The sequence below is a fragment of the Bradyrhizobium sp. SZCCHNGR1005 genome (genome assembly GCF_032489995.1).
In the GTDB taxonomy this organism is placed as follows: domain Bacteria; phylum Pseudomonadota; class Alphaproteobacteria; order Rhizobiales; family Xanthobacteraceae; genus Bradyrhizobium.
The window spans coordinates 972849-995064 of sequence record NZ_JAUEZC010000003.1 but is presented as its reverse complement, the minus strand read 5'-3'; the positions used below and the strand labels follow the sequence as shown (position 1 = coordinate 995064).

18 protein-coding genes are annotated in these 22216 nt (G+C 65.2%); 10 read left to right on the top strand and 8 right to left on the bottom strand.

All coding sequences use genetic code 11. The features are described 5' to 3' along the window. Window positions 1-87: 87 nt before the first annotated feature. The 3 genes from QXZ85_RS17070 (at window position 88) to QXZ85_RS17060 (ending at window position 7094) form a co-directional block, all read left to right on the top strand. On the top strand, window positions 88-2721 hold the full coding sequence (locus QXZ85_RS17070) for a TIGR02302 family protein (RefSeq protein WP_315768622.1): 2634 nt from the start codon (window positions 88-90) through the stop codon (window positions 2719-2721). Window positions 2722-2899: 178 nt separating this feature from the next. After that, window positions 2900-3937, top strand: a complete 1038-nt coding sequence (locus QXZ85_RS17065) for an efflux RND transporter periplasmic adaptor subunit (protein ID WP_315743959.1) — start codon at window positions 2900-2902, stop codon at window positions 3935-3937. Next, window positions 3930-7094 carry an efflux RND transporter permease subunit gene (locus QXZ85_RS17060; protein ID WP_315743810.1) on the top strand — a complete coding sequence of 1055 codons (3165 nt, stop codon included), beginning with the start codon at window positions 3930-3932 and terminating at the stop codon, window positions 7092-7094. Before QXZ85_RS17065 ends, QXZ85_RS17060 begins: the two co-directional genes overlap by 8 nt. A 1-nt stretch (window position 7095) precedes the next feature. Here QXZ85_RS17060 and chrA read toward each other — a convergent pair whose 3' ends face one another. Next, the gene (gene chrA, locus QXZ85_RS17055; protein ID WP_315706420.1) at window positions 7096-8343 is read right to left on the bottom strand and encodes a chromate efflux transporter; all 1248 of its coding nucleotides are present in this window, start codon (window positions 8341-8343) and stop codon (window positions 7096-7098) included. A 275-nt stretch (window positions 8344-8618) separates the two neighbouring features. Here chrA and QXZ85_RS17050 point away from each other — a divergent pair, with 275 nt between their 5' ends. Continuing rightward, the gene (locus QXZ85_RS17050; RefSeq protein WP_315706419.1) at window positions 8619-9938 is read left to right on the top strand and encodes a multicopper oxidase family protein; all 1320 of its coding nucleotides are present in this window, start codon (window positions 8619-8621) and stop codon (window positions 9936-9938) included. A 370-nt stretch (window positions 9939-10308) separates the two neighbouring features. Here the strand turns inward: QXZ85_RS17050 and QXZ85_RS17045 are convergent, their stop codons facing one another. After that, entirely contained in the window at window positions 10309-11133 is an 825-nt protein-coding gene (locus QXZ85_RS17045) for a helix-turn-helix transcriptional regulator (protein ID WP_315706418.1), read from the bottom strand. A 90-nt stretch (window positions 11134-11223) separates the two neighbouring features. On the opposite strand from QXZ85_RS17045, the gene QXZ85_RS17040 reads away from it, so the two are divergent. Further along, on the top strand, window positions 11224-12114 hold the full coding sequence (locus QXZ85_RS17040) for an SDR family oxidoreductase (protein ID WP_315706417.1): 891 nt from the start codon (window positions 11224-11226) through the stop codon (window positions 12112-12114). Between the two features lie 179 nt (window positions 12115-12293). On the opposite strand, the gene QXZ85_RS17035 is transcribed toward QXZ85_RS17040, so the two are convergent. The 3 genes from QXZ85_RS17035 to QXZ85_RS17025 form a co-directional block, all read right to left on the bottom strand. Then, window positions 12294-12524 carry a cysteine rich repeat-containing protein gene (locus tag QXZ85_RS17035; RefSeq protein WP_315706416.1) on the bottom strand — a complete coding sequence of 77 codons (231 nt, stop codon included), beginning with the start codon at window positions 12522-12524 and terminating at the stop codon, window positions 12294-12296. A gap of 791 nt (window positions 12525-13315) precedes the next feature. Further along, on the bottom strand, window positions 13316-13690 hold the full coding sequence (locus tag QXZ85_RS17030) for a response regulator (protein ID WP_315706520.1): 375 nt from the start codon (window positions 13688-13690) through the stop codon (window positions 13316-13318). A gap of 51 nt (window positions 13691-13741) precedes the next feature. Then, window positions 13742-14593: an MJ0042-type zinc finger domain-containing protein gene (locus QXZ85_RS17025; protein ID WP_315706415.1), complete on the bottom strand. Its 852-nt coding sequence runs from the start codon at window positions 14591-14593 to the stop codon at window positions 13742-13744. Window positions 14594-14963: 370 nt separating this feature from the next. Between QXZ85_RS17025 and ftsE the strand changes: the two genes are divergently transcribed. The 4 genes from ftsE to QXZ85_RS17005 all read left to right on the top strand — a co-directional run bounded on the left by ftsE (window position 14964) and on the right by QXZ85_RS17005 (window position 18241). Further along, window positions 14964-15623, top strand: a complete 660-nt coding sequence (ftsE, locus tag QXZ85_RS17020) for a cell division ATP-binding protein FtsE (protein WP_315706414.1) — start codon at window positions 14964-14966, stop codon at window positions 15621-15623. Next, window positions 15616-16584, top strand: coding sequence for an ABC transporter permease (locus QXZ85_RS17015; RefSeq protein ID WP_315706413.1), 969 nt, complete (start codon window positions 15616-15618; stop codon window positions 16582-16584). Before ftsE ends, QXZ85_RS17015 begins: the two co-directional genes overlap by 8 nt. Window positions 16585-16747: 163 nt before the next feature. Continuing rightward, window positions 16748-17461 carry a YdcF family protein gene (locus QXZ85_RS17010; RefSeq protein WP_315706412.1) on the top strand — a complete coding sequence of 238 codons (714 nt, stop codon included), beginning with the start codon at window positions 16748-16750 and terminating at the stop codon, window positions 17459-17461. Between the two features lie 12 nt (window positions 17462-17473). Next, complete coding sequence (locus QXZ85_RS17005; protein ID WP_315706411.1) at window positions 17474-18241, top strand: lysophospholipid acyltransferase family protein; 768 nt, start codon at window positions 17474-17476, stop codon at window positions 18239-18241. A 2-nt stretch (window positions 18242-18243) separates the two neighbouring features. Here QXZ85_RS17005 and QXZ85_RS17000 read toward each other — a convergent pair whose 3' ends face one another. Next, window positions 18244-18843 carry a gamma-glutamylcyclotransferase gene (locus tag QXZ85_RS17000; protein ID WP_409977782.1) on the bottom strand — a complete coding sequence of 200 codons (600 nt, stop codon included), beginning with the start codon at window positions 18841-18843 and terminating at the stop codon, window positions 18244-18246. A gap of 99 nt (window positions 18844-18942) precedes the next feature. Between QXZ85_RS17000 and QXZ85_RS16995 the strand changes: the two genes are divergently transcribed. Further along, window positions 18943-20127: a DUF2125 domain-containing protein gene (locus tag QXZ85_RS16995; RefSeq protein ID WP_315743807.1), complete on the top strand. Its 1185-nt coding sequence runs from the start codon at window positions 18943-18945 to the stop codon at window positions 20125-20127. Window positions 20128-20145: 18 nt separating this feature from the next. Here the strand turns inward: QXZ85_RS16995 and QXZ85_RS16990 are convergent, their stop codons facing one another. Further along, window positions 20146-21081 (bottom strand): prephenate/arogenate dehydrogenase family protein, encoded by a 936-nt coding sequence (locus QXZ85_RS16990; protein ID WP_315706408.1) that lies wholly within the window; start codon window positions 21079-21081, stop codon window positions 20146-20148. Further along, complete coding sequence (gene hisC / locus QXZ85_RS16985) at window positions 21078-22175, bottom strand: histidinol-phosphate transaminase (RefSeq protein WP_315706407.1); 1098 nt, start codon at window positions 22173-22175, stop codon at window positions 21078-21080. Before hisC ends, QXZ85_RS16990 begins: the two co-directional genes overlap by 4 nt. Between the last annotated feature and the right edge of the window lie 41 nt (window positions 22176-22216).

Below are 22216 nucleotides of genomic sequence, written 5' to 3'. Positions count from 1 at the left end.
GCCGCCGGAAGGCCGGGCCTCCAGGAACGGATGCCTCACTGCCGCCTTTTGTGCTAGCTTGTGTGCCTGGGCAACCTGGAGAGTTTGTTGAGCGGTGCCATTCCTGACCCGGTCCAGCCGGGACACACCCCCGATGCGCTCGCGCGGCTGAGGCTGACGCAAGCGCTGCAACAGGCGCGCCTCGCGATCGCCTGGGAGCGCGGCTGGCCGCATCTCGCCCGCGTTCTCCTCGTCGTCGGCCTGTTCCTGGTGGTGTCATGGGCCGGCCTGTGGCTGTCGCTGCCGTTTGCCGCGCGTGCCATCGGGGTCGGACTGTTCGCGCTGCTCGCGCTCGGGGCGCTGGTGCCGGCGGTCCGGTTCCGCTGGCCGACCCGCGACGAGGGCCTGGCCCGGCTCGACCGCGGCTCCGGAATCGCGCATCGCCCCGCCACCGCGCTCACCGATACGCTGGCGACGCAGGACCCGATCGCGCGTGCGCTGTGGCAGGCCCAGCGCGAGCGCACGCTCGCCTCGATCAACCGCATCCGCGCCGGGCGTCCGCACCCGCGGCTGTCGCTGCATGACCCCTGGGCGTTGCGCGCGCTGGTCGTGGTGCTGATGGTCGCGACCTATGTCGCGGCCGGCGACGAGCGCACCATGCGCGTATCCTCGGCCTTCGACTGGAACGGCGTGCTGGCGCCGGCCACGGTCCGGGTCGATGCTTGGGTGAACCCGCCGGTCTATACGGGCCGGCCGCCGGTCATCCTGTCGGCGGCGAACAAGGAGGCCGCCTTGCCGCCGAGCGGGGTGCTTGCGGTGCCGGCCGGCAGCACCCTGATCGTGCGCTCGAGCGGCGCCAATCTCGACGTGGTCGCGGGCGGCGGCATCGCCGAGGCGGCCGCCACCGAGCCGGCGCCCCAACCGGTGCCTCAAGGCGCCATCGAGAAGCACTTCACCATCGCCGGCGACGGCACGGTCCATGTCCGCGCGCCATCGGGGCAGCCGCAATGGACGTTCACGGCGATGCCCGACCATCCGCCGACGATTGCCTTCGCGAAGGATCCGGAGCGGCAGGCCCGCGGCGCGCTCAAACTCTCCTACAAGCTCGAAGACGATTACGGCGTGACCGAAGCGCACGCCCATGTGGCGGTGCGTCCTGTCGACAAGGGGGCTGCCGACAAGGACGCCGGCGCGCAGGCGCCGCGGCCGCTGTTCCAGCCGCCGGAGTTTCCGCTGGTGCTGCCGAATGCCCGCACCCGCAGCGGGGTGGGCCAGACCGTCAAGGATCTCAGCGAGGATCCTTACGCGGGCGCCGATGTCACGGTCACGCTGACGGCCAAGGACGAAGCCGGCAATGAGGGCAAGAGCGAGCCGTTCGAGATGCGGCTGCCCGAGCGTCTCTTCACCAAACCGCTGGCGCGGGCGCTGATCGAGCAGCGCCGCATCCTGGCGCTCGATGCCAATCGCAACGGCGACGTGTTCACCGCGCTCGATGCGCTCCTGATCGCGCCGGAGCTGTTCACGCCGGAGGCGGGGCAGTATCTCGGCCTGCGCTCGGTCACCAGCCAGCTCGAAGCAGCGCGCACCGACGATGCGCTGCGCGAGGTGGTCGCCAGCCTGTGGGCGCTCGCCGTCACCATCGAGGACGGCAACATCACCGACGTCGACAAGGCGCTGCGCGCCGCGCAGGACGCGCTCAAGCAGGCGCTGGAACGCGGCGCCAGCGACGAGGAGATCAAGAAGCTGACGCAGGACCTGCGCCAGGCCATGGACAACTACATGCGCCAGCTCGCCGAGCAGCTGCGCAACAATCCGCAGATGGCGCAGCGCCCGCTCGATCCCAACACCAAGTTCCTGCGCCAGCAGGACCTGCAGAACATGATCGATCGCATGGAGCGGCTGTCGCGCTCCGGCGACAAGGAGGGCGCGCGCGAGCTGCTCGAGCAGCTGCAGCAGATGCTGGAAAATCTGCAGATGGCGCAGCCCGGCCAGGGCGGCGACAACGACATGCAGCAGTCGCTGAACGAGCTCGGCGACATGATCCGCAAGCAGCAGCAGCTCCGCGACAAGACCTTCAAGCAGGGCCAGGACTCCCGCCGCGACCGCATGCGCGGCCATCAGCAGGGCGATCAGGACCAGAGCTTCGGCGATCTGCAGCAGGATCAGCAGGCGCTGCGCGATCGGCTGAAGCAGCTGCAGGAGCAGCTCGCCAAGCGCGGCATGGGCGAGGGGCAGCGCGGCCAGAAGGGACAGCAGGGCCAAAAGGGCCAGCAGGGCCAGGGTGGCCAACAGGGTGACCAAGGCGAGCAGGCCGATCAAGGCGACGATGGCGATCAGGGCGACGGCCTCGACCAGGCCGATAACGCGATGGGCGATGCCGGCAGCCGGCTCGGCGACGGCAATGCCGATGCCGCCGTGGAGAGCCAGGGCAAGGCGCTCGACGCGCTCCGCAAGGGCGCGCAGAAGCTTGCCGAGGCGATGCAGCAGGACGGTGACGGCGAGCAGCAGGGCGATGGTCCGGGGTCGCGGGCCGGCCGTCGGCAGGGCAACGGCCAGACCGATCCGCTCGGACGGCCGATGCACCCTAGCACCGATATCGACGATTTCTCGCAGAAGGTCCCCGGCGAGATCGACGTGCAGCGGGTTCGCCGCATCCTCGAAGAGCTGCGCCGCCGGCTCGCCGATCCGTCCCGTCCGCAGATCGAGCTCGACTACATCGAGCGGCTGTTGAAGGATTATTAGTCCGGCCGTCGCGGCCGCCTGCCTCGGAGGTTGAAAGCCACGGGATACCTTCCCGCTCGCTTGGGGTGGCGGCCATCGGGCCGGTGCTGATGTCGCCCCTTGAAGCCCGGGGTTCAGGACGATAATCGTTGAGGACTGACAAGCTTCAGGTGTCCTCTTGCCCAGAGATGGCGGATTGCTGCGAGTGCTCGCCGCTGCTGTTTGTATGCTGGCGGCGGGTTCTCCGATCTGGGGCGCCGCCCCAGCGGCTGCTGCGCCGTTGCAGGCAAGCGATGACGGTCCGGACAGTCCGGCGTCATCTTCCGCCGGACATGCTGCGCCCGGCACCGTGACGCTTTCCGCCGCGCAGCAGCGGCAGATCGGACTGCAGACCGCCGTCCTGGAGGCGGCGCCGCATCCCGAGCAATTCCGAGCCTATGGCGCGGTCCTGGACGTCGCCCGGGTGACCGAGCTGGCCAACAGCTACACCAACGCGCAGGCGCAGCTGCAGACCGCCCAGGCCAAGCTCGACGTGGCGAAGAGCGCACTCGAGCGGGTCCAGAACCTCGTCCAGTCCGCGGCGATGCCGAAGAAAGATGTCGAGACTGCCGAAGGGACGTTCCGAACCGATCAGGCCTCCCTGGCCGCCGCGGAATCGCAGGTCAAGACCCTCGCCGCGACGGCGCGGCAGGAATGGGGCTCCGTGATCGGAAAATGGATCGTCGAGCGCTCCCAAGAGGTGGTGCGCTTGATCGAGCGCGACCAGTTTCTCGTCCAGGTCACCTTGCCGCCGGGCGTGGTCCTCGCCGGCGAGCCGCAGGTCGCACTGGCGCAAGCGCCGACGCGGAGCGCCAACATCGATCTCTCCTACATCTCCCCGGCGACGCGAACCGACCCGCGGATCCAGGGACTGAGCTACTTTTTTGCGGCGTCCGGCGACAGCGGCTTGCTGCCGGGCATGAACACCACGGTCTATGTCCCCTCGGGCAAGACCTATCAAGGCGTGTTCGTCGAGGACACCGCGATCGTTCAATGGCAGGGCCGGTCGTGGGTGTATCTCCGCTCCGGGCCTACCAGCTTCAAGCGTCATCCGATCAGCACGGATCAGCCTGTGTCCGACGACGACTACGTCGTGCAGGACATTCCGCCCGGCTCCGAGGTCGTGATGCGAGGCGCGCAGGTCCTATTGTCGGAGGAGGCGAGGAGCGAGCTTCGGGGCGACGACGACAATGATTGACGACCCCGGCCCGACGCCGACCGGGCCGCAGGCGGCGTTGGTCTCCTTCGCCATCCGCTTCCGCGGGATCGTGCTCGCGCTGGCATGCGCCGTCGCGGGCTACGGCGTGTTTGCACTGGGGAATGCGAGCTACGGGGTGTTCCCCGAATTCGCCCCGCCGCAGGTTTCGGTCCAGACCGAAGCGCCGGGCCTCGGCCCGGAGCAGGTCGAGGTGCTCGTCACCCAGCCGGTCGAAACATCGATCATCGGCCTGCCCGGCATCGAGAGCATGCGGTCGTCCTCGATTCAAGGGCTGTCGGTCCTCACGGTGATCTTTCAGCCGGGCAGCGACATCTACCGGGCGCGCCAACTGGTTGCCGAACGCCTCGCGGTCCTGGCGAGCCGCCTTCCGCAAGGCGTGCAGCCTCCGTCCATGACGCCGCTGACGTCGTCGGCCGGGACCGTGCTTGTGATCGGCCTGACCTCCGATCGCCGCTCGCAAATGGATTTGCGCACGCTTGCGGACTGGACGGTCGGAAGACGGCTGCTGGCGGTGCCTGGCGTCGCGCAAATATCCACTTACGGCGGGGACACGAGATCGCTGCAAGTGCAGGTCCGACCCGATGATCTGGTCCGCTTCAAGGTCGGCATGAACGACGTTCTGGCCGCGGCGCGGAAAGCCACGGGAGTCCGCGGCGCCGGGTTTGTCGACACGGCCAATCAGCGCGTCGTCCTGCAGACGCAGGGCCAATCGCTGACGGCCGAGCAGCTCGCGCGCACGGTTCTGTTCCACCATGACGGCGCCAGCGTGGTGCTGGGCGATGTCGCCACCGTTGCGACCGCACCCGAGCCGCCGATCGGCGCCGCGCTGATCAACGGCCGGCCCGGAATCATGCTGATGATCAGTCAGCAATATGGCGCCAACACGCGCGAGGTCGCGACGCGGGTCGAGGCGGCGCTGACGGACTTGCGGCCGGCGCTGGAGGCCGAAGCGGTCCAGCTTCATGCCGACCTGTTTCGCCCCGCGAGTTTCATCGATGCGGCGACCAGCAACGTCCTGTACGCGCTGCTGATCGGCGGCGCGCTGGTGATCGTCGTGCTGCTGCTGTTCCTGTTCGATTGGCGCACCTCCGTCATCAGTTGCACCGCGATTCCGCTATCGCTGCTCGCCGCCGTGCTTGCCCTGGAGTGGATGGGCGAAAGTCTCAATACGATGACGCTCGGTGGGCTTGCCATCGCCATCGGCGAAGTGGTCGACGATGCCGTGATCGGCGTCGAGAATGTGGTGCGGCGCTTGCGCGAGAACCGCCATTCCGCGGCACCTCGCGCCGAGACGCAAGTCGTGCTCGGCGCCATGCTCGAGGTCCGCTCCTCCGTGGTCTACGCGACCTTTGCGGCGCTCCTGGTCTTCGTGCCGATCCTGGTCCTTCCGGGCGTCGCCGGCCGCCTGTTCGGGCCTCTCGGCATCGCTTATATCCTCGCCGTGGCGGCCTCGCTCATTGTCGCGCTCACCGTCACGCCGGCCCTGTCCATGGTGCTGCTGGCCGGAAAGGCGGCTGGCAATCGAAAGCACAGACCTCCGCCCTTGGTGCGCTGGTCACGCCGTCACTATGAAAGCCTGCTCTGGCGGATCGGGAGGTTTCCTCGGCTGGTCGTCGCGACCGCGGTGCTTCTCACGATGCTGGGAGCTGGGATGTTGCCGTTCTTTGGCGGCACCTTCCTGCCCGATCTGAAGGAAGGCCATCTGATCCTGCACGTATCGGCGATTCCCGGGACATCGCTCGATGAATCGCTGCGCATCGGCAAGCTGATCACTTCTGCGCTTCGAACCGTGCCGGGCGTGCGTAGCGTGGCCCAGCATGTCGGACGTGCCGAGGCCGGCATCGACACCGTCGGTCCGCACTCCAGCGAGTTCGAGATCGACTTCCAGCCCGGGCTTTCCGGGGCGGACCAGGAAACGACGGAGAAGCGCATTCGCGCAGCGTTGGCCGACTTCCCCGGCGTCGTCTTTTCGATCAAGACCTATTTGACCGAGCGGATCGAAGAAACGGTGTCCGGCTTCACCGCGGCAGTGGTCGTGAACGTCTTTGGTCCCGATCTCGATTCGCTGCAGCGCGCCGCGCGCGACGTTGCGCGTGAGCTCGGCGAAGTTCGGGGCGCGATCGAGGTTCAGCAGCAGGCTCCGCCGGGAATGCCGCAGGTCGATGTGACGCTCCGCCCGACCGATCTGCAGCGATGGGGACTCGACGCGGTCGATGTGCTGGAGTTGATCCGGACGGCGTATCAGGGGGACGTCGTCGGTCAGGCCTATGAAGGCAACACGGTCTTCAACGTGATCGTCAAGATGGACACGCGTGCGAACGCCCGCCTGTCTCAGATCGGCGACATGCCGGTGCGGACACCGAGCGGCGCTTATGTTCTGCTGAGGCAGATCGCGGACGTCTACGGGACCTCCGGCCGTTATCAGGTCCTCCATCGCGATGGGCAGCGCGTTCAAACCGTCACCGCTGGTGTCAGCGGGCGCGACCTGGAATCCTTCGTCGCCGATGCAAGGCGAAAGATCGCCAGCGACGTCAAGCTTCCGCCCGGCGCCCATGTCGAGTTCGCGGGAGCGGCCGAGGCGCAGGCTCGGTCGCGGCGCGATCTTCTGGTCAATTCGTTGCTGGTGGCGGTGGGCATCGTCCTTCTGCTGTCGTTCGTCACGGGCCACTGGCGCAACCTGGTGCTCGTCCTCGTCAATCTGCCGTTTGCCTTCGTCGGCGGAGTGTTCGCGGTTGCACTCACGGGCAGCTTATTGTCCCTCGGCTCGATGGTCGGGTTCGTCACTCTGTTTGGGATCACGCTCCGCAACTCGATCCTGATGATCTCGCATTATGAGCATCTGGTCACGGTCGAACGCCGCGCGTGGGGAGCCGAGACGGCGATCGAGGGCGCGGCCGATCGCCTCGTTCCGATCCTGATGACCTCGCTCGTGACGGGCCTCGGCCTGCTGCCGCTGGCGCTCGGTGCCGGCGAGCCCGGCCGTGAAATCGAAGGGCCGATGGCGATCGTCATTGTCGGCGGACTCGTGACCTCGATGGCGCTGAACCTGCTGGTACTGCCGCCGCTTGCGTTGCGCTACGCGCGGTTCGACGTCTCCCCGCCAGAGACGACACGCCAGAAGGCGACTGTATCCTGATCTACGAAGCCGCCGCGGCGAGCAGGACGCCAGCAAGCGCGCTGATCGCGACGACGATGAGCGGCGGCGCGCGCCAGATGGTGAGCAGCACGAAGCCGACCAGCGCCACGCCGACATCCCGCGGGCCTTGGACAGTGCTGGTCCAGACCGGACTGTAGAGCGCCGCGCCCAGAACGCCGACCACGGCGGCGTTGACGCCGCGCATCATCGCCTGCGCGCCGGAGCGTCTGCGGAACGAATCCCAGAACGGCAGGACGCCGAGCAGGATCAGGATTCCGGGCAGAAAGATGCCGACGAGTCCTAACGCTGCCCCCGCCAGTCCGTGCGGCTCCGGAGCGACCACCGTTCCGAGATACGCCGCGAAAGTGAAGAGCGGCCCCGGCACCGCCTGGGCCGCGCCATAGCCGGCAAGAAACGCATCGTCGTTCAGCCAGCCCGGCGTGACGAAGGCCTCGCGCAGCAGCGGCAGGACCACGTGCCCGCCGCCGAACACCAGCGCGCCGGATCGGTAGAAGGCTTCAAACAAGGCCACGCCGGACGATCCGGTCAGATGATGCAGCAGCGGAAGCCCGATCAGCAGCAGGAAGAACGCGGCCAGCGCGGCGACGCCCGCGGTGCGCGACACCGGCATCTCGATAGGTCCGGACGGCGCGGCCGCCCCGCTGCGGCAGAGCCAAAGCCCGGCAATCCCGCCCAGCAGGATTGCGCCGATCTGCGCCGGCGATGACGCGCTGAACAGGATGATCAGCGCGGCCGCCACCGCGATCGATGCGCGCTCGCGATCCGGACAAAGGGTGCGCGCCATGCCCCACACCGCCTGCGCCACGATCGCCACCGCCGTGAGCTTGAGGCCGTGCAGCAATCCGGTCCCGACCGGTCCGGTGAGCGCTCCGGCCCCGTAGGCAAACAGGATCAGCGCCGCGGCGGACGGCAGCGTGAAGCCGGTCCATGCGGCGAGCGCGCCGAGATATCCGGCCCGCATCAGCCCGATCGAAAATCCGACTTGGCTACTGGCCGGTCCCGGAAGGAACTGGCAGAGCCCGACCAGATCGGCGAAGGCATGTTCGTCGATCCACCTCCGGCGCACGACGAACTCATCGCGGAAGTAGCCGATATGCGCGATCGGCCCGCCGAAACAGGTCAGCCCGAGCTTGAGGAAGATGAGGAGCACCTCCGCCGCCGATCGGGGACCATCGTCTCGCGCCTCGGCTGCCGGCTCGGCCTCGACGATGGCTCCTTCGGTCTTCATACGGATCTCCACGAATGCAGCGCCGTCACTCTATTCATTATCGGTTCCCGATAAAGCTGCTCGTTCGGCATCAAATTGTTTTGTGGCCGGCGGCCCCTTTGCCCGGCTTCTTGGCGCATCAGATCATTGCGTGCGACTGTCGAATTCGAGCGGAGCAGGCGATGACGACGTATGATCGAGACGACGGGAGACGCCGGATACAGCCGCTCCTCAGCCGGAGAGCGCTGCTTCGTGGCGCGCAGGCCGGCGCAGTGTCCGTGGCGACAGCCTGGACCATGCCTTTCCTTCGTGCTCAGACGGCGCCGGATGAGGCCGCCGATTACAGGATCACGATCGCGCCGCTCTCGCTCGAGATCGCGCCCGGCAAGGTGATCAGGACCACGGCATATAATGGGACGGTGCCTGGCCCTGTACTGCGCCTCAAGGAAGGGCGGCCGGTCCGGATCGAGGTTACTAACAATTCCGGCTATCCCAATCTGGTCCATTCGCATGGCCTGATGATCCCCTCGTCTCAGGACGGGGCGACGGAGGAAGGCTCGCCGATCATCGAACCCGGCAAGACGCTGACCTATTCCTACACGCCGAAGCCGTCCGGCACGCGCTGGTATCACAGCCATGCCATGGCGATGACCGATCTGAACAAGAGCACCTATTCCGGCGAGTTCGGCTTTCTGATCGTGGAGCCTGCTGCCAGCGATCCCGGAAGTTACGATCGCGAGGTGCTGCTCGCCGCGCATCATTGGGAGGGCCACTGGGTCAGTCTGCAGGACATCAAGAAGGGACCGCCGCCGGACAACGGCCTCGAAGTCATGTATCGCGCGGCTACGCTGGGCGAGCGGACGCTCGGCCATGGCGAGCCGATCCGGGTGCGTGAGGGCGAGCGCGTGCTGTTTCGGCTGCTCAATGCGAGCGGCAACATGGGCATCTCGCTCGCGCTGCCGGGACACAGGTTCAAGGTACTTGCGCTCGACGGCAATCCCGTGCCGACGCCCGCGACCGTCGACGTGCTGAAACTCGATGTCGCCGAGCGGGCCGATGTCATCGTGGAGATGAACAATCCCGGCGTCTGGGTGTTCGGCTCCACGGACGACGAGGACCGCAATATGGGCATGGGCGTGGTCGTCGAATATGCCAATCGTAGCGGCGAGCCCGCCTGGTCGGCGCCTGCCAAATCCAAATGGGACTACACCCTCTTCGGCCGCCAGAGTGAGGCGGCGGCAGCTGACGAGACCATCGGCCTCAAATTCGAGAAGGTTCCGGGCGGACGGGGCGGCTACAATCGCTGGACCATCAACGGCAAGTCCTGGCCCGACACCAATCCTCTGTTCAGTGTCCTCGAAGGCAGGCGTTACCGCCTGCTCCTCAACAACAACAGCGGCGACGAGCATCCGGTGCATCTGCACCGGCATTCGTTCGAGATCACCAAGGTCGGCGACAAGTCGACGTCAGGCGTTATCAAGGACACCATCAGCCTGCCACGCTTTTCGACCGCCGAAGTGGATTTCATCGCCGATGATCCGGGCGCGACTTTCTTCCATTGCCATCACCAGGACCATATGGACGAAGGCTTTGCGGGCCTGATCACGTATCGATGAAGCCGGAGAGGTCTGGTCTAGAGCATGATCCGGAAAAGTGGAAACCGGTTTTCCTCGCGACAAACGCCATAGGCGTTTGCGCGGAGATCATGCTCAATCAAAGACATGAGATCATGATGCGATTCCTTCTAATCGCATCATGATCTCAAGCCGTACTGAGCCGGTATCGGCCACCTCTTCGGGGCTTGGTCGTCGCGAGCACGCGTGCCCTGACATAAGCCCACGCATAAGTCATAACCGGCGCCGGATCCGTCCAGTATTTCGCCTGCTCGAAGTCGATCGCGACAGCGCCAAGTCTGGATCGTTGGTCCGGATCGTTTGGTCCGGAGATTCGGTCGGCGGCGACGCGCGCACCGGGGGCGTCTCTCACCTACTTCGGAAGAGCATTCAGAAGCGCCCGGATCTTGTCCGCATCGGCGGGCGTTGCAGGATTGAAGATCACCATGTTGAGGTCGGGCCGGCCATCGACGGCGAAAGCGGAGAATTCCATCGAGAGCGGGCCGGCCACGGGATGATGCAGGACCTTCACGCCATCGCCGTACCCTTGCACATCGTTGTCACGCCACATCACCGCGAATTCGGGGCTCGTCGTACAGAGCTCATCGACTAGCGATTGCACGTCGCGCGCTGCACCGGCGCGCGCCACATCCGCGCGGAAGGACGCCACCACATAGCGTGCAACGCTTTGCCAGTTGGGCTGCGCTGCGCGGACGCGACTGTCGCGGAACATCATGCGCAAGACATTACGCTGCCCTTCCGGCACTGTGCTGTAGTCGGTCAGGACCGTTGCGGCAGCGCTGTTCCACGCGATCACATCCCAGGTTGCGGTACGCACAAAGGCGGGACTGTATTCCAGCGTGTCGAGCACGCGTTGCAGACGCGGAGAGATGCCCTCGGGCGCGCGATAACGCACTTCGGGTGGCCGGCCAAGACCGAGCAGAAACAGATGTTCGCGCTCCACGTCGGTCAGCATCATGGCGCGAGCGATGCGATCCAGCACGTCTGCGGAGGGCGCGCCGCCGCGCCCTTGTTCCAGCCAAGTATACCAGGTGGCACTGACATTGGCGCGCTGCGCCACTTCTTCGCGCCGAAGTCCCGGCGTGCGCCGTCGTTTCAGCGGAAACCCGAATGCCGTAGGATCGAGCTTGGCGCGGCGATCCTTAAGATAGGTCCCGAGCGAGTTCGCGTCCGTCATCCTGTTAGCGATTATACCAGTATGATGTCACTACTTTACCTGAATGAGCAACGTACCAGTATCCCGGCGTTCTGAACAGGGAGCGTTCTCATGCGGGTATTCGTCACCGGCGCCGCGGGCTTTATCGGCACCGAAACTACAAAGGAACTCATCGCAAACGGGCATCAGGTCGCCGGCCTCGCACGCTCGGATGAGAATGTCAGGACGTTGAAGCAATTAGGCGCAGACGTTCATCGCGGTTCGCTGCAGGACCTCGAAAGCCTGAAGCGCGGTGCGAGGGAGGCGGACGGCGTGATCCATCTGGCCTTCATCCACGATTTCACGAAATTCGCGGAGAATGGTGCGATCGACAAGGCCGCCATCGAAGCAATGGGCGATGTGCTGGTCGGCACGAACAAGCCTTTCATCGTCACCTCGGGAACGGGGCTCGTCGCACCAGGTGTGGTGGTCACTGAAGATATGCGGCGCGAGGCCAGCCCGCATGTTCCGCGCATGTCGGAGCAGGCCGGTTTGGCCTATGCGTCGCGTGGCGTGCGTGCAATGGCAATACGCCTGCCGCAAGTGCATGGCGCTCCCGGAAAGGCCGGGTTGATCAGTTATCTGGTCGAGCTCGCGCGGCAAAAAGGCGCCGCGGCCTATGTCGGCGAAGGCGCGGAGCGCTGGCCTGCGGGGCACAGGCTGGATGTCGCCCGCCTATACCGACTTGCATTGGAAAAGGGCGCAGTCGACGGAATCTACCACGCCGTCGGCGAGGAAGGCGTCCCCATGCGCGAGATGATCGAAGTGGTCGGGCGCGCGCTGAATGTGCCGGTCGTTTCGATCAAGAAAGAGGAGGCGGGCGATTATTACGGGCCACTGGCGATGTTCGCCGGTTTGGATATGCCCGCTTCCAGCGCTTTGACGCAGCAGCGGTTGGGCTGGTCCCCGACGGGGATCGGTTTGATCGCCGACATTAGCCAGCCGGGTTACTTCACGGCTTGAGGCTGGCTCCGAGAGGTTGCCAAAGGCAACTTCGAACCCGGCGTGCGTTCCGGTAGGCGCTCGCTCCGCAGCGCACCGAAGATCCTCGTCAGAAGATCCTTGTCAATTGCGGTCTGTGCGGCGCTTCAACAGCCGCACAGGCCTTGCGATCGATGGCTCGATCGCTGGCACACAGTGAGCTACATCCCGTGACTCTGGAAAACGGAGGAACAGCTCCTGCTCAGCCTGCTGCGGTTCTGCATCAGGCACTGCTCGACCGCATTGTCGTCGCCGAGCTGGTGTCGACAAAAGCGCCGCGCATCGCGTGAGCAGGCCTTCTGCTCCTGCGGCGTTCCCATATGGCCTTGCGCATGGCCGAATGACGGCAGAGCCGACAGAAACGCCGCGAGCGCGAATGGCAGCTTCTTCATCGAGTGACTCCTCCTTGGGCTGGACAAACCTCTGCTGCTCGCGGGGGCCGGTCGGAGCTCGTCTAGAATCAGCTCACGGCCCTCCGGGCGTCTCGACCCGACGGGCAATTTGCGCATGACGTCATGCGCAAAATGCCCGTCGTGCCAATCGGCCGCAGCTTTGTGCGCTTGCCGTGTCGGGCAAATCGGAACGATCATCTGCGCATCCCGCCTCGAGCAGAGGGACGTTTCGGCCGATCGTCACGACACGTGAGGTGGGGATGCGATGGCCGCGAGATGTCGGAGCATGTCCTTTGGAGATGCGGACGAGCGATACTCTTGCGGACGTGAAGTCGCGTGGTCCTGGCGCCCCGACGCTGGCGCTAAGTCCGCAGGTGATGATCCTGCTGACGACGGTGGCTAACAAGCCCGGCACACCGAGGAGAGCGCGAAATAATCGTTAACACCATCGCGCAGGGAATGCCGGATGTTCGGCTGTACCTGTGGTGACTGCCGCCTGCTTTTTCTTTTGCAGGCGGGCCATGGGTTGCGGCCAGCAGCCCGGCATTCCCTGCGCCCTCGGCCTTCGAGGGTGAAGCAGATGCATAGCTCGGGTGCAAATCGCGCCGCGAGAGCGAGGATGTATGTCTCCGTCATTCCGAGGCGCGCATGTGCCGAAGCAATCCAGAGTCTTTACGGCTTCCTGGATCGCTTTTCGCCTACGCCGTCTGCGCTTCTGCGGAGAGGTCGCTTGCTCTCGCAACGCCCCCGAGGAGGCGGACGTGCATGACGAGCGTTTCCAAAGTCTGCAATCACGCTCTCTTCGCGGCCAGCGCGTCCGCCACCGCGGTGCGGATGTCGGCCACGGAGAACGGTTTGGTGATCACGTCATGCGCGATCGCGCTCAGGTTGGAGGCGCGCTCGCGCTGATGTGCAAAGCCGGTCATCAGAAGGATCGTGAGGTTCGGGAAATCGCGCGCCGCCGACAGCGCCAGCGCAATTCCATCCATGACCGGCATCTGGATGTCGGTGAGCAGGAGATCGAACGCGCCATTTTCCCGCGTGAGGATGTCCAGCGCTTCGGCGCCGTCCTGAGCCGTGACGGTGTCATGACCATCCATTGCAATCGCCCGCGCAACCAAGGTCCGCATGGACTCTTCGTCGTCGGCGATCAGCACGCGCGACATCATCTTGCCTTTTCCTCTCGTGCTCTCGCGAGAGGCCCGCGAGATCCGTTGCTACGCATTTCCAGCGGTAATATCGCGCCGGTTGAAGAATCGTATATCGATATTGCGCCCTTCGGGAGGCGGAGAAGCCAGCCGAGACTTGAATGCCGCTCGCTCGCCGGGCTTGAGCCTGGTTTGATCGAGCACTGCATTCCAGGCGTAGATTTCGGCGCCTTGGGCGTCGCGGACGCTGAAGCGCAGGCGGGGGAGATCGACGGGCTTGCGGCCGGTCGCGACGACGGCCCCTTCGATCACCAGGACCGGCTTGCCGTCGACCGTCTCGGTGACGACTTTCAGGTCTTTGAAGATGGCGCCGCGAAGGTTCACATCCAGCCCGACCAGCCTGTAGAACGCCGCGGTCTGCGGCATCAGCCGCACCACGTCGGCGCGCCAGACGACGAGCGCGATGACAAGGGCGCCCATGGCGAGCGTGAGCGCCGGCAGGTTGAAGCCTGGTTTGCCGCCCGTCTCGGCGAAGCTTGGCTTCTTCAGGACCCTGCGAAACCAGGGCCGACGCCTGCCATCGTTCTCCGTCTCGGCGTCAGCCTCCGTGGTCGGCCAGTCGGTACCGGCAGCGGCGCTTTCCTCCGGCCAGTCGGCGGCGATGGACGGGCTTGCGACAATGGGAGGATGGTCGTCCGCATCGCTGCGGGCGAGTGTCTCCCAATCGGTCTCATCGGGAAGGCCGCCGGAATGGCTGTCTTCCGCCATGGCTGGGATGGGGGCGGGAGCCTCCACAGCGTCTTCAGGATGCGCCAGCCAGACCTCCTTGCAGCGGGAGCAGCGGACGGTCCGGCCGCTTGCGCCCAATGTTGCCAGATCGATGGCGTAAGATGTCGTACAATGAGGGCAAACGATGAACATCCAGCCTGTCTCCAACCAGCGGCCTTAACCGCTCTGTCCGGAAGTTCGCGGCCAGGGACGTGGATTTCGTGTTCGGCCCCGACGGGTGAGAATCGGTTGCGAACGTCGAATCCAAAGCTTCACTGGCATCAATGTGTTATCTGGTGTTCCAATGGCGCGGACATTCGCAAACGCCCCAAAAAGGGAGTGCAAAGTCGCGCCTGGAACACCAGAAGGGCAGCATGACGAACTTCGGAACCTCAACCCGCCGGGATGGTACAAGGTGACCGTTAACGAACCGGAAACCATAACGAGAGCCATATTGATTGACGCTGCCAAAAGTCTGCTTGCGCGCGAGTTGTGCGAGCACGCCCTCGGACGGAGCTGACGCTTGGTTCGGTTCGAAAATGTCGGACTGCGCTATGGACTTGGGCCGGAGATTCTCCGCGACCTCAGCTTCCAGATTCCGGCGCATTCCTTCCAGTTCCTGACCGGACCATCCGGCGCCGGCAAGACCTCGCTCTTGAAGCTGTTGTTCCTGTCCCTGCGGCCGACCCGGGGATTGGTCAATCTGTTCGGTTATGATGTCTCGCTGCTCGGCAAGGACGAGATCGCCGATTTGCGCAAGCGGATCGGCATTGTGCTGCAGGATTTCCGCCTGCTCGATCACATGACGACCTATGAAAACGTGGCGCTGCCGTTCCGTGTCATTGGGCGCGAGGAGTCGAGCTACCGCAAGGAAGTCATCGATCTCCTGAAATGGGTGGGCCTGGGCGAGCGCATGGACGCACTTCCGCCCATTCTGTCTGGTGGTGAGAAGCAGCGTGCGGCGATCGCGCGCGCCGTGATCTCGCGGCCGCAGCTTCTGCTGGCGGACGAGCCGACCGGCAACGTCGATCCGACTTTGGGCCGCCGGCTATTGCGGCTCTTCATCGAGCTCAACCGATCGGGGACTGCGGTTATCATTGCAACCCACGACATCACGCTGATGGACCAGTATGAGGCCCGCCGGCTGGTGCTGCATCAGGGACGGCTGCACATCTATGAGTAGCGTGGACGATCGCGGCCTTCTGGTCGACCTTGGCGACGACCGCCCGCAACTGCCGGCGCAGGCGCGCATCGTATCTCCCATCGTGCCGCGGGCGTCGATCGCCGGCCGCGCATTGGTGGCGGTGGTGGCCATCATGACCTTCCTCGCCTCCATCACGACCGGAACGGTGATGCTGATCAGCGAATCGGCCGCCGAATGGCAGTCGGAGGTTGCGAGCGAGATCACCGTGCAGGTGCGCCCCAAGACCGGCCGCGATCTCGAGCGTGACACCGCGGCGGTGGCGGAGGCGATGAAGGCGCAGCCGGGCATCGTCGAGGTGAAACCGTTCACCAAGGAGGAATCCGGCAAGCTGCTGGAGCCTTGGCTCGGCAGCGGCCTTTCTTTCGACGAACTGCCGGTCCCGCGCGTGATCATCGCGCGGGTTCAGCCCGGCACGGCGTTCGACCTTGCCGGGCTGCGCGACCGCGTGACCGCGATCGCGCCGAATGCCAGCGTCGACGATCACCGCGCCTGGATCGACCGGATGCGGTCCATGACCGGTGCCACTCTGCTCGCAGGCGTCGGCATTCTCGTGCTGGTCATTGTCGCGACCTTCATCTCGGTATCCTTCGCAACGCGCGGCGCCATGTCCGCGAATCGGCCGATCGTGGAGGTGCTGCATTTCGTCGGTGCGGGCGACCGCTACATTGCCAATCATTTCCTGCGCCATTTCCTGCAACTCGGTCTCGAGGGCGGCGTGATCGGCGGCGGCATTGCCATGCTCGGCTTCGGTTTCTCCGAGTCGATTGCCAACTGGTTCTCGGGCACGCCGGTCGGCGACCAGTTCGCGGCATTGCTGGGCACCTTTTCGCTGCGGCCGCTCGGCTATGTCGTGATCGCGGTGCAGGCGGTGGTGATCGCGGCGGTCACCGGCTGGGCCGCACGTCGAACCCTGTTCACAACGCTCGCAAGTATCGACTGATCGGGGACGGAGTTCCCGCTGGCGGATTTCACTTGAACCGAAAACTGCTTAAAATCGTCTGCGCCGGAGATGCAAATCGCGCCTGTGCTCACCTGCATCGGGCAGAGGGCCGCGCGGCGGAATGGACGTCGCGGCGCTTGAAGAGAGGATTGCCAGACGTCGCATGGTGCCTGAGACCGACGATATGCGCCCCAAGCCTCCCCGCTATCGGGTGGCAGGCTGCGCTGTGGCGGGGATGGGGGTCGTGCTGGCGCTCGGCTTCCTGGTGGCCGCGTTCGGTTTCGTCGGTTTCCTTTCGCAATTGCGCGGCGCCGAGATCAAGCCGGAGCGCCAGGCCGACGGCATCGTGGTCCTCACCGGCGGTTCGTCGCGCGTGTCCGACGCCGTCGAGCTCCTGGCCGGCGGCTATGGCAGGCGGCTGTTGATCTCGGGCGTGCATCCGACCAACGATGCCAACGACATCTCGCGCTCGCTGCCGGAGGCGCGGTCCTTCATTGCCTGCTGCGTCGATCTGGATTATTCCGCGGTCAATACCCGCAGCAATGCTGCGCAGACCCGGCGCTGGGCGCATGAGCGCGGCTTCAAGTCGCTGATTGTGGTGACCTCGAATTATCACATGCCCCGCGCCATCGTGGAGCTCTCGCACGCGATGCCGGACATCGATCTCATTCCCTATGCCGTGGTCGGTGAGCGGTGGCGGGACGAGCCGTGGTGGACCAGCGGCCCGACCCTGCGGCTGCTCTTCTCCGAATATGCGAAATATGTTGCCGCCGAGCTCAGGGTACGTCTGGCCGATTTCGGCCTCGATCTCATGCCGGAGGCAGAGCCGCCGAGCGGCGCGCTATCCCGGCGTCCGGCGACGGCCCAGGCCAATTGAACAGGATCCGCGATGGTTTCGATCTTTCTGCGCTCGCTGCTGTTCAACATCCTGTTCTATCCGGTGTTCGTCTTCTGGGCGCTGGTCGCGCTGCCGACGCTTCTGATGTCCCGGAAAGCGTTGCTACGGGTCGCCAATTGGTGGGCGCAGACCAACATTCTGTTGATGCGCTTCATCTGCAACATCAGGGTCGAATATCGCGGCGTCGAAAAGATTCCGAAGGGGCCATTGATCGTCGCCGCCAAACACCAGTCGATGTGGGAGACCATCTCGCTGTTGCACTTCTTCGACGAGCCGTTCTTCGTGCTGAAGCGCGAGCTCAGGCGCATTCCGATTTTCGGCCTTTTCCTGATCAAGGCCGATATGGTCGCGATCGACCGCAGCGCCGGCACGCGCGCCTTGATGAAGATCGTGCGCCGCGCATCGGAAGAGGTGAAGCGCGGCCGCCAGTTCGTGATCTTTCCGGAAGGCACGCGCAGGCCTCCGGGCGCGCCGCCGCACTACAAGCCCGGCGTCGGCCTGATCTATGTCGATTGCGGCGTGCCCTGCCTGCCGGTCGCGCTCAACTCCGGCCTGTTCTGGCCGCGCAATTCCTTCATGCGCTATCCCGGCACGCTCGTCGTCGAGTTCCTTGATCCGCTGCCGCCGGGCCTGCCGCGGGATGAATTTCTGTCGCGTATGCAGGCCACGATCGAGGATGCGACCGATCGCCTCGTCGCCGCCGGTCAGGCTGAGCAAGCGCAGCTGTTCGGCCGTGTGCCACAGGCGGCGAAGGCCTGAGGCTATGTTCCGTCGTCTGCTACCGAATGCAGCGCATGGCCCTCGCCGTGCAGCATCAGCGCCAGCCGGTGCAGCTGCGCGTCGCGAAACCCCTGGGCTTCGATTGCTTTCACCGTCGAGAGCACGTAGTCGCGATTGGCGCCGGACTGGCCGTGGCCCTGGCTCACATGGCTCAGCTGCTCGGCCAGCGACAGTCGGCCGGCATATTGCACATGACCGCGATCGACCACATAGGTGAGGGCGCTGACCCGCTGGCGCGCCTCGTCCTCCAGCCACACCGATCGCATCACCTCGCGATAGACGGATGTGACCTGCTCGCGCGCGCGCAAATAGGCGACCACCGCCGCTCGGTTCTGTTCCGCAACCCGAAACGCGATCCCGCGGCAGGCGCCGCCGCGATCAAGCCCGAGCACCAGTCCGGGCTTCTCTGGTGTGCCACGATGGACGAAGGAGTACACACAGAGCGCGCGGTGCTCACCGATCAGGCGCGCCGGAACCTGCTCGATAAAGTCGAATCCCGGACGCCACATCAGCGAGCCGTAGCCGAAGACCCAGAGATCGCCGTGGGGAAGTTCACTGACAGACAGAGTCATTGCCGACATCGGGTTGGAGGCCATAAGGGTGGTGGTCGCGATTTGTTAACTTAAATACACATTCCGTGATCGCTTTATCGCCAAAATTGCTCCGCAAAGGGTCCCCGCATGTCCGATATGACGTCAGCGCCGCGCAGGCGCCCGCTATGGGGGCTCTTCATCGCTCCCGTCCTGCTCCTGATCGCCGCGGTGGCATGGAGCGTGTTCTGGTTCTTTGCCGCTTCGCAGGTCGATGTCCAGGCCGACGCCTGGCGTGCGCGAGAGGCGAAGTCCGGACGCGTCTATGATTGCGCGCGGCGCTCGGTCGCCGGCTTCCCGTTCCGCCTCGAGGTTCGCTGCGGCGACCCAAGCGTTTCCCTGTTCTCGCAAGCCGTCGGCACGCCGCTGATGACGGCCAAGCTCGGCGAAATTCTGGTCGTGGCCCAGGTCTATGACCCCAAGCGTCTGATCGCGGAATTCAAGGGGCCTGCAACCATCTCGAACGGCAGCGATCCCGCCTCGTTTGCGGTGAACTGGCAGCTCGGCCAGGCCAGCGTCTATGGCCTGCCCGTGGCACCACAACGCGGCGCATTGGTGTTCGACGCTCCCACGATCGATCGAATCGACGGTGCGGCTCGCGCGCCGCTTGCGCGCGCCGATCACATCGAACTGCACGGCCGCCTCGCCGAGGGGGCGCCGACCGATCATCCCGTGATCGAAGCCGCGCTGCAGATCGCGAACGGCAGCATTCAAGGGGGTCATCCGTTGCTCGCCGAGCCGTTCAATGCCGACATCCAGACGCGCGTTTCGGGATTGAGCGATTTTCGGCCCAAGCCCTGGCCGGTGCGATTTCGTGAGATCCAGGCTGCCGGCGGCCACATCGACATCGTGCAATCGCGGATTCAGCAGGGCGAACTGCTCGCGGTCGCTTCCGGCACGCTCAGTCTGACAGCCAGCGGTAACATCGATGGCGAGTTGCAGATGACCGTCGCTGGGCTCGACAAGGTGATCCCCGCGCTTGGGATCGACAAGATGCTCGACAACGGCGTGCCGCAGTCGACGCTCGACCGCGTTGCGCCCGGGGTGAAGTCGCAGGATCTCAACAACCTTTTCGGCGCGCTCGATCGCGCGATTCCAGGGCTTGGCAAGGTGGTGAAACAGAACGCCAATGCCGGCGTCGCCGCCGGCATCAATGCTCTGGGCAAGGAAGTCGTGTTGGAAGGGCGTAAGGCGCGCAGCTTTCCATTGCGCATCTCCGATGGGGCGGTCGTGCTCGGCCCGTTCAAAGTGGCGCAGATCCCGCCACTGTTCTAGCGCGCGGCCCGTCCGCCGTTACGACGGCTCGATCTGCGGTAGCGGCCGGCCGAAATCGGGCGCTGCCGAATCCTGCCCGATCTCGACGATGCCGCGGCGAATCGCGCGCGTCCGGGTGAAATGCTCGAACAACGCCTGCCCGTCGCCGCGTCGGATCGCGCGTGTCAGCTTGGCGAGATCCTCATTGAAGGTGCCGAGCATTTCCAGGACGGCATCCTTGTTGTTCAAGAACACGTCGCGCCACATCGTCGGATCCGACGCGGCGATGCGGGTGAAGTCGCGGAAGCCGCCCGCGGAAAATTTGATCACCTCGGATTCCGTCACCTGCGCCAGCTCCTCGGCGGTGCCGACGATCGTGTAGGCGATCAGATGCGGCAGATGGCTGGTGATGGCGAGCACGAGATCATGATGGTCCGGTGTCATGATCTCGACCTTGGCGCCGAGCGCAGCCCAGAACGCGCGGAGGCGCGCGACCGCATCGGCATCGGTGCCGACCGGCGGCGTCAGGATGCACCAGCGATTGATGAAGAGTTCCGCAAACCCGGAGTCGGGGCCGGAATTCTCGGTGCCGGCAACCGGATGCGCCGGCACGAAATGCACACCTGCCGGCAAATGCGGAGCCATGTCGCGCACGATGGCGCCCTTGACCGAGCCGACATCGGAGATGATCGCGCCGTCCTTCAGTGAGCCCGCGATCTCCTGCGCCACAGGCCCGCAGGCGCCGACGGGAATGCAGAGGATGACGAGGTCGGCGTCCTTCACCGCCTCCGCATTGCTCTCCACCACGCGGTCGACGATGCCGAGCTCGGCGACACGAGCCCGCGTCTCCTTCGAGCGCGCTGTGGTGACGATCTCACCGGCCAGCCCATGCAGGCGCGCGGCGCGCGCGATCGAGCCGCCGATCAGGCCGAATCCGATCAGCGCGACGCGCTCGAATTTCGCCGCGCTCGTCACTTCGTCCCCATGAATTCGCGCAAACCCTCCAACACCAGGCGATTGGCCTCTTCGGAGCCGATCGTCATCCGCAGCGCATGCGGCAGCTGATAGTTGTTGAGCGCGCGCAGCACCAGGCCGCGCCGGGTCAGGAATTCGTCGGCCTCGGCGGCCGTCTTGCCCTTCTCGGTCGGGAAGTGGATCAGGATGAAGTTCGTCACGCTCGGCGTCACCTTCAGGCCGAGCTTGCCGATCTCCTCGCTGAGCCTGTTGCGCCATTCTTCCGTGTACGTCTTGGACGTCTGCACATGCGCACTGTCCTCGATCGCAGCGACCGCGGCGAGCATGGCCGGCGTGGAGACGTTGAACGGTCCACGGATGCGGTTGACCGCATCGACGATATGGGCCGGGCCGAACATCCAGCCGACGCGTAGCGCGGCGAGCCCGTGAATCTTGGAAAAAGTGTGGGTCATCACGGTGTTCTCGGTCGTGGCGACCAGCTCGATGCCGACCTCATAGTCGTTGCGCGACACGTAGTCGGAATAGGCCGCGTCCAAAACCAGTACGACGTTGGAGGGCAGGCCGGCGCGCAGCCGCTTGACCTCGTCGAACGGGATGTAGGTGCCAGTCGGATTGTTCGGGTTGGCGAGCCAGACCAGCTTGGTGCGCGGCGTGACCGCCTGCAGGATGGCGTTGACATCCGCGGTCAGGTTCTTCTCCGGTGCGATCACGTTCTTGGCGCCGCGGCCCATCGTGGCGATCGGATAAACCAAAAAGCCGTGCGTGGTGGAGATCGCCTCGTCGCCGTGGCCGAGAAAGGTGTGTGCCAGCAGGTTGAGGATCTCGTCGGAGCCGGCGCCGCAGATGATCCGATCGGGATCGAGGCCGTAGGCGCGGCCGATCGCCTGGCGCAGCACCCGCGAGGTGCCTTCCGGGTAGTCCTCCAGATGCGTCGCCGCGTGCGTGAAGGCCGCGATCGCCTTCGGCGAGGGGCCAAACGGGGTCTCATTGGCCGAAAGCTTGAACACCTTGCGGCCCGGCTCCGGCTTCGGGCTCTTGCCGGGGGTGTAGGGCGCAATATCGAGGATGCCGGGATTCGGCACGGGGCGGGACATCATTCAACTCCGGGAAACCGCAGGATCAGGCCAGAGCCATC

Bases quoted from the DNA above. Each gene is read 5' to 3' on its own strand.
- QXZ85_RS17040 (WP_315706417.1), top strand. From the start codon at position 11,224: ATGCGGGTATTCGTCACCGGCGCCGCGGGCTTTATCGGCACCGAAACT.
- QXZ85_RS17025 (WP_315706415.1), bottom strand. From the start codon at position 14,593: ATGTTCATCGTTTGCCCTCATTGTACGACATCTTACGCCATCGATCTG.
- QXZ85_RS17060 (WP_315743810.1), top strand. From the start codon at position 3,930: ATGATTGACGACCCCGGCCCGACGCCGACCGGGCCGCAGGCGGCGTTG.
- QXZ85_RS17050 (WP_315706419.1), top strand. From the start codon at position 8,619: ATGCCTTTCCTTCGTGCTCAGACGGCGCCGGATGAGGCCGCCGATTAC.
- QXZ85_RS17045 (WP_315706418.1), bottom strand. From the start codon at position 11,133: ATGACGGACGCGAACTCGCTCGGGACCTATCTTAAGGATCGCCGCGCC.
- QXZ85_RS17035 (WP_315706416.1), bottom strand. From the start codon at position 12,524: ATGAAGAAGCTGCCATTCGCGCTCGCGGCGTTTCTGTCGGCTCTGCCG.
- QXZ85_RS16995 (WP_315743807.1), top strand. From the start codon at position 18,943: ATGTCCGATATGACGTCAGCGCCGCGCAGGCGCCCGCTATGGGGGCTC.
- hisC (WP_315706407.1), bottom strand. From the start codon at position 22,175: ATGTCCCGCCCCGTGCCGAATCCCGGCATCCTCGATATTGCGCCCTAC.
- QXZ85_RS17010 (WP_315706412.1), top strand. From the start codon at position 16,748: ATGGTGCCTGAGACCGACGATATGCGCCCCAAGCCTCCCCGCTATCGG.
- QXZ85_RS17015 (WP_315706413.1), top strand. From the start codon at position 15,616: ATGAGTAGCGTGGACGATCGCGGCCTTCTGGTCGACCTTGGCGACGAC.
- chrA (WP_315706420.1), bottom strand. From the start codon at position 8,343: ATGAAGACCGAAGGAGCCATCGTCGAGGCCGAGCCGGCAGCCGAGGCG.
- QXZ85_RS17030 (WP_315706520.1), bottom strand. From the start codon at position 13,690: ATGTCGCGCGTGCTGATCGCCGACGACGAAGAGTCCATGCGGACCTTG.
- QXZ85_RS17000 (WP_409977782.1), bottom strand. From the start codon at position 18,843: ATGTCGGCAATGACTCTGTCTGTCAGTGAACTTCCCCACGGCGATCTC.
- QXZ85_RS17005 (WP_315706411.1), top strand. From the start codon at position 17,474: ATGGTTTCGATCTTTCTGCGCTCGCTGCTGTTCAACATCCTGTTCTAT.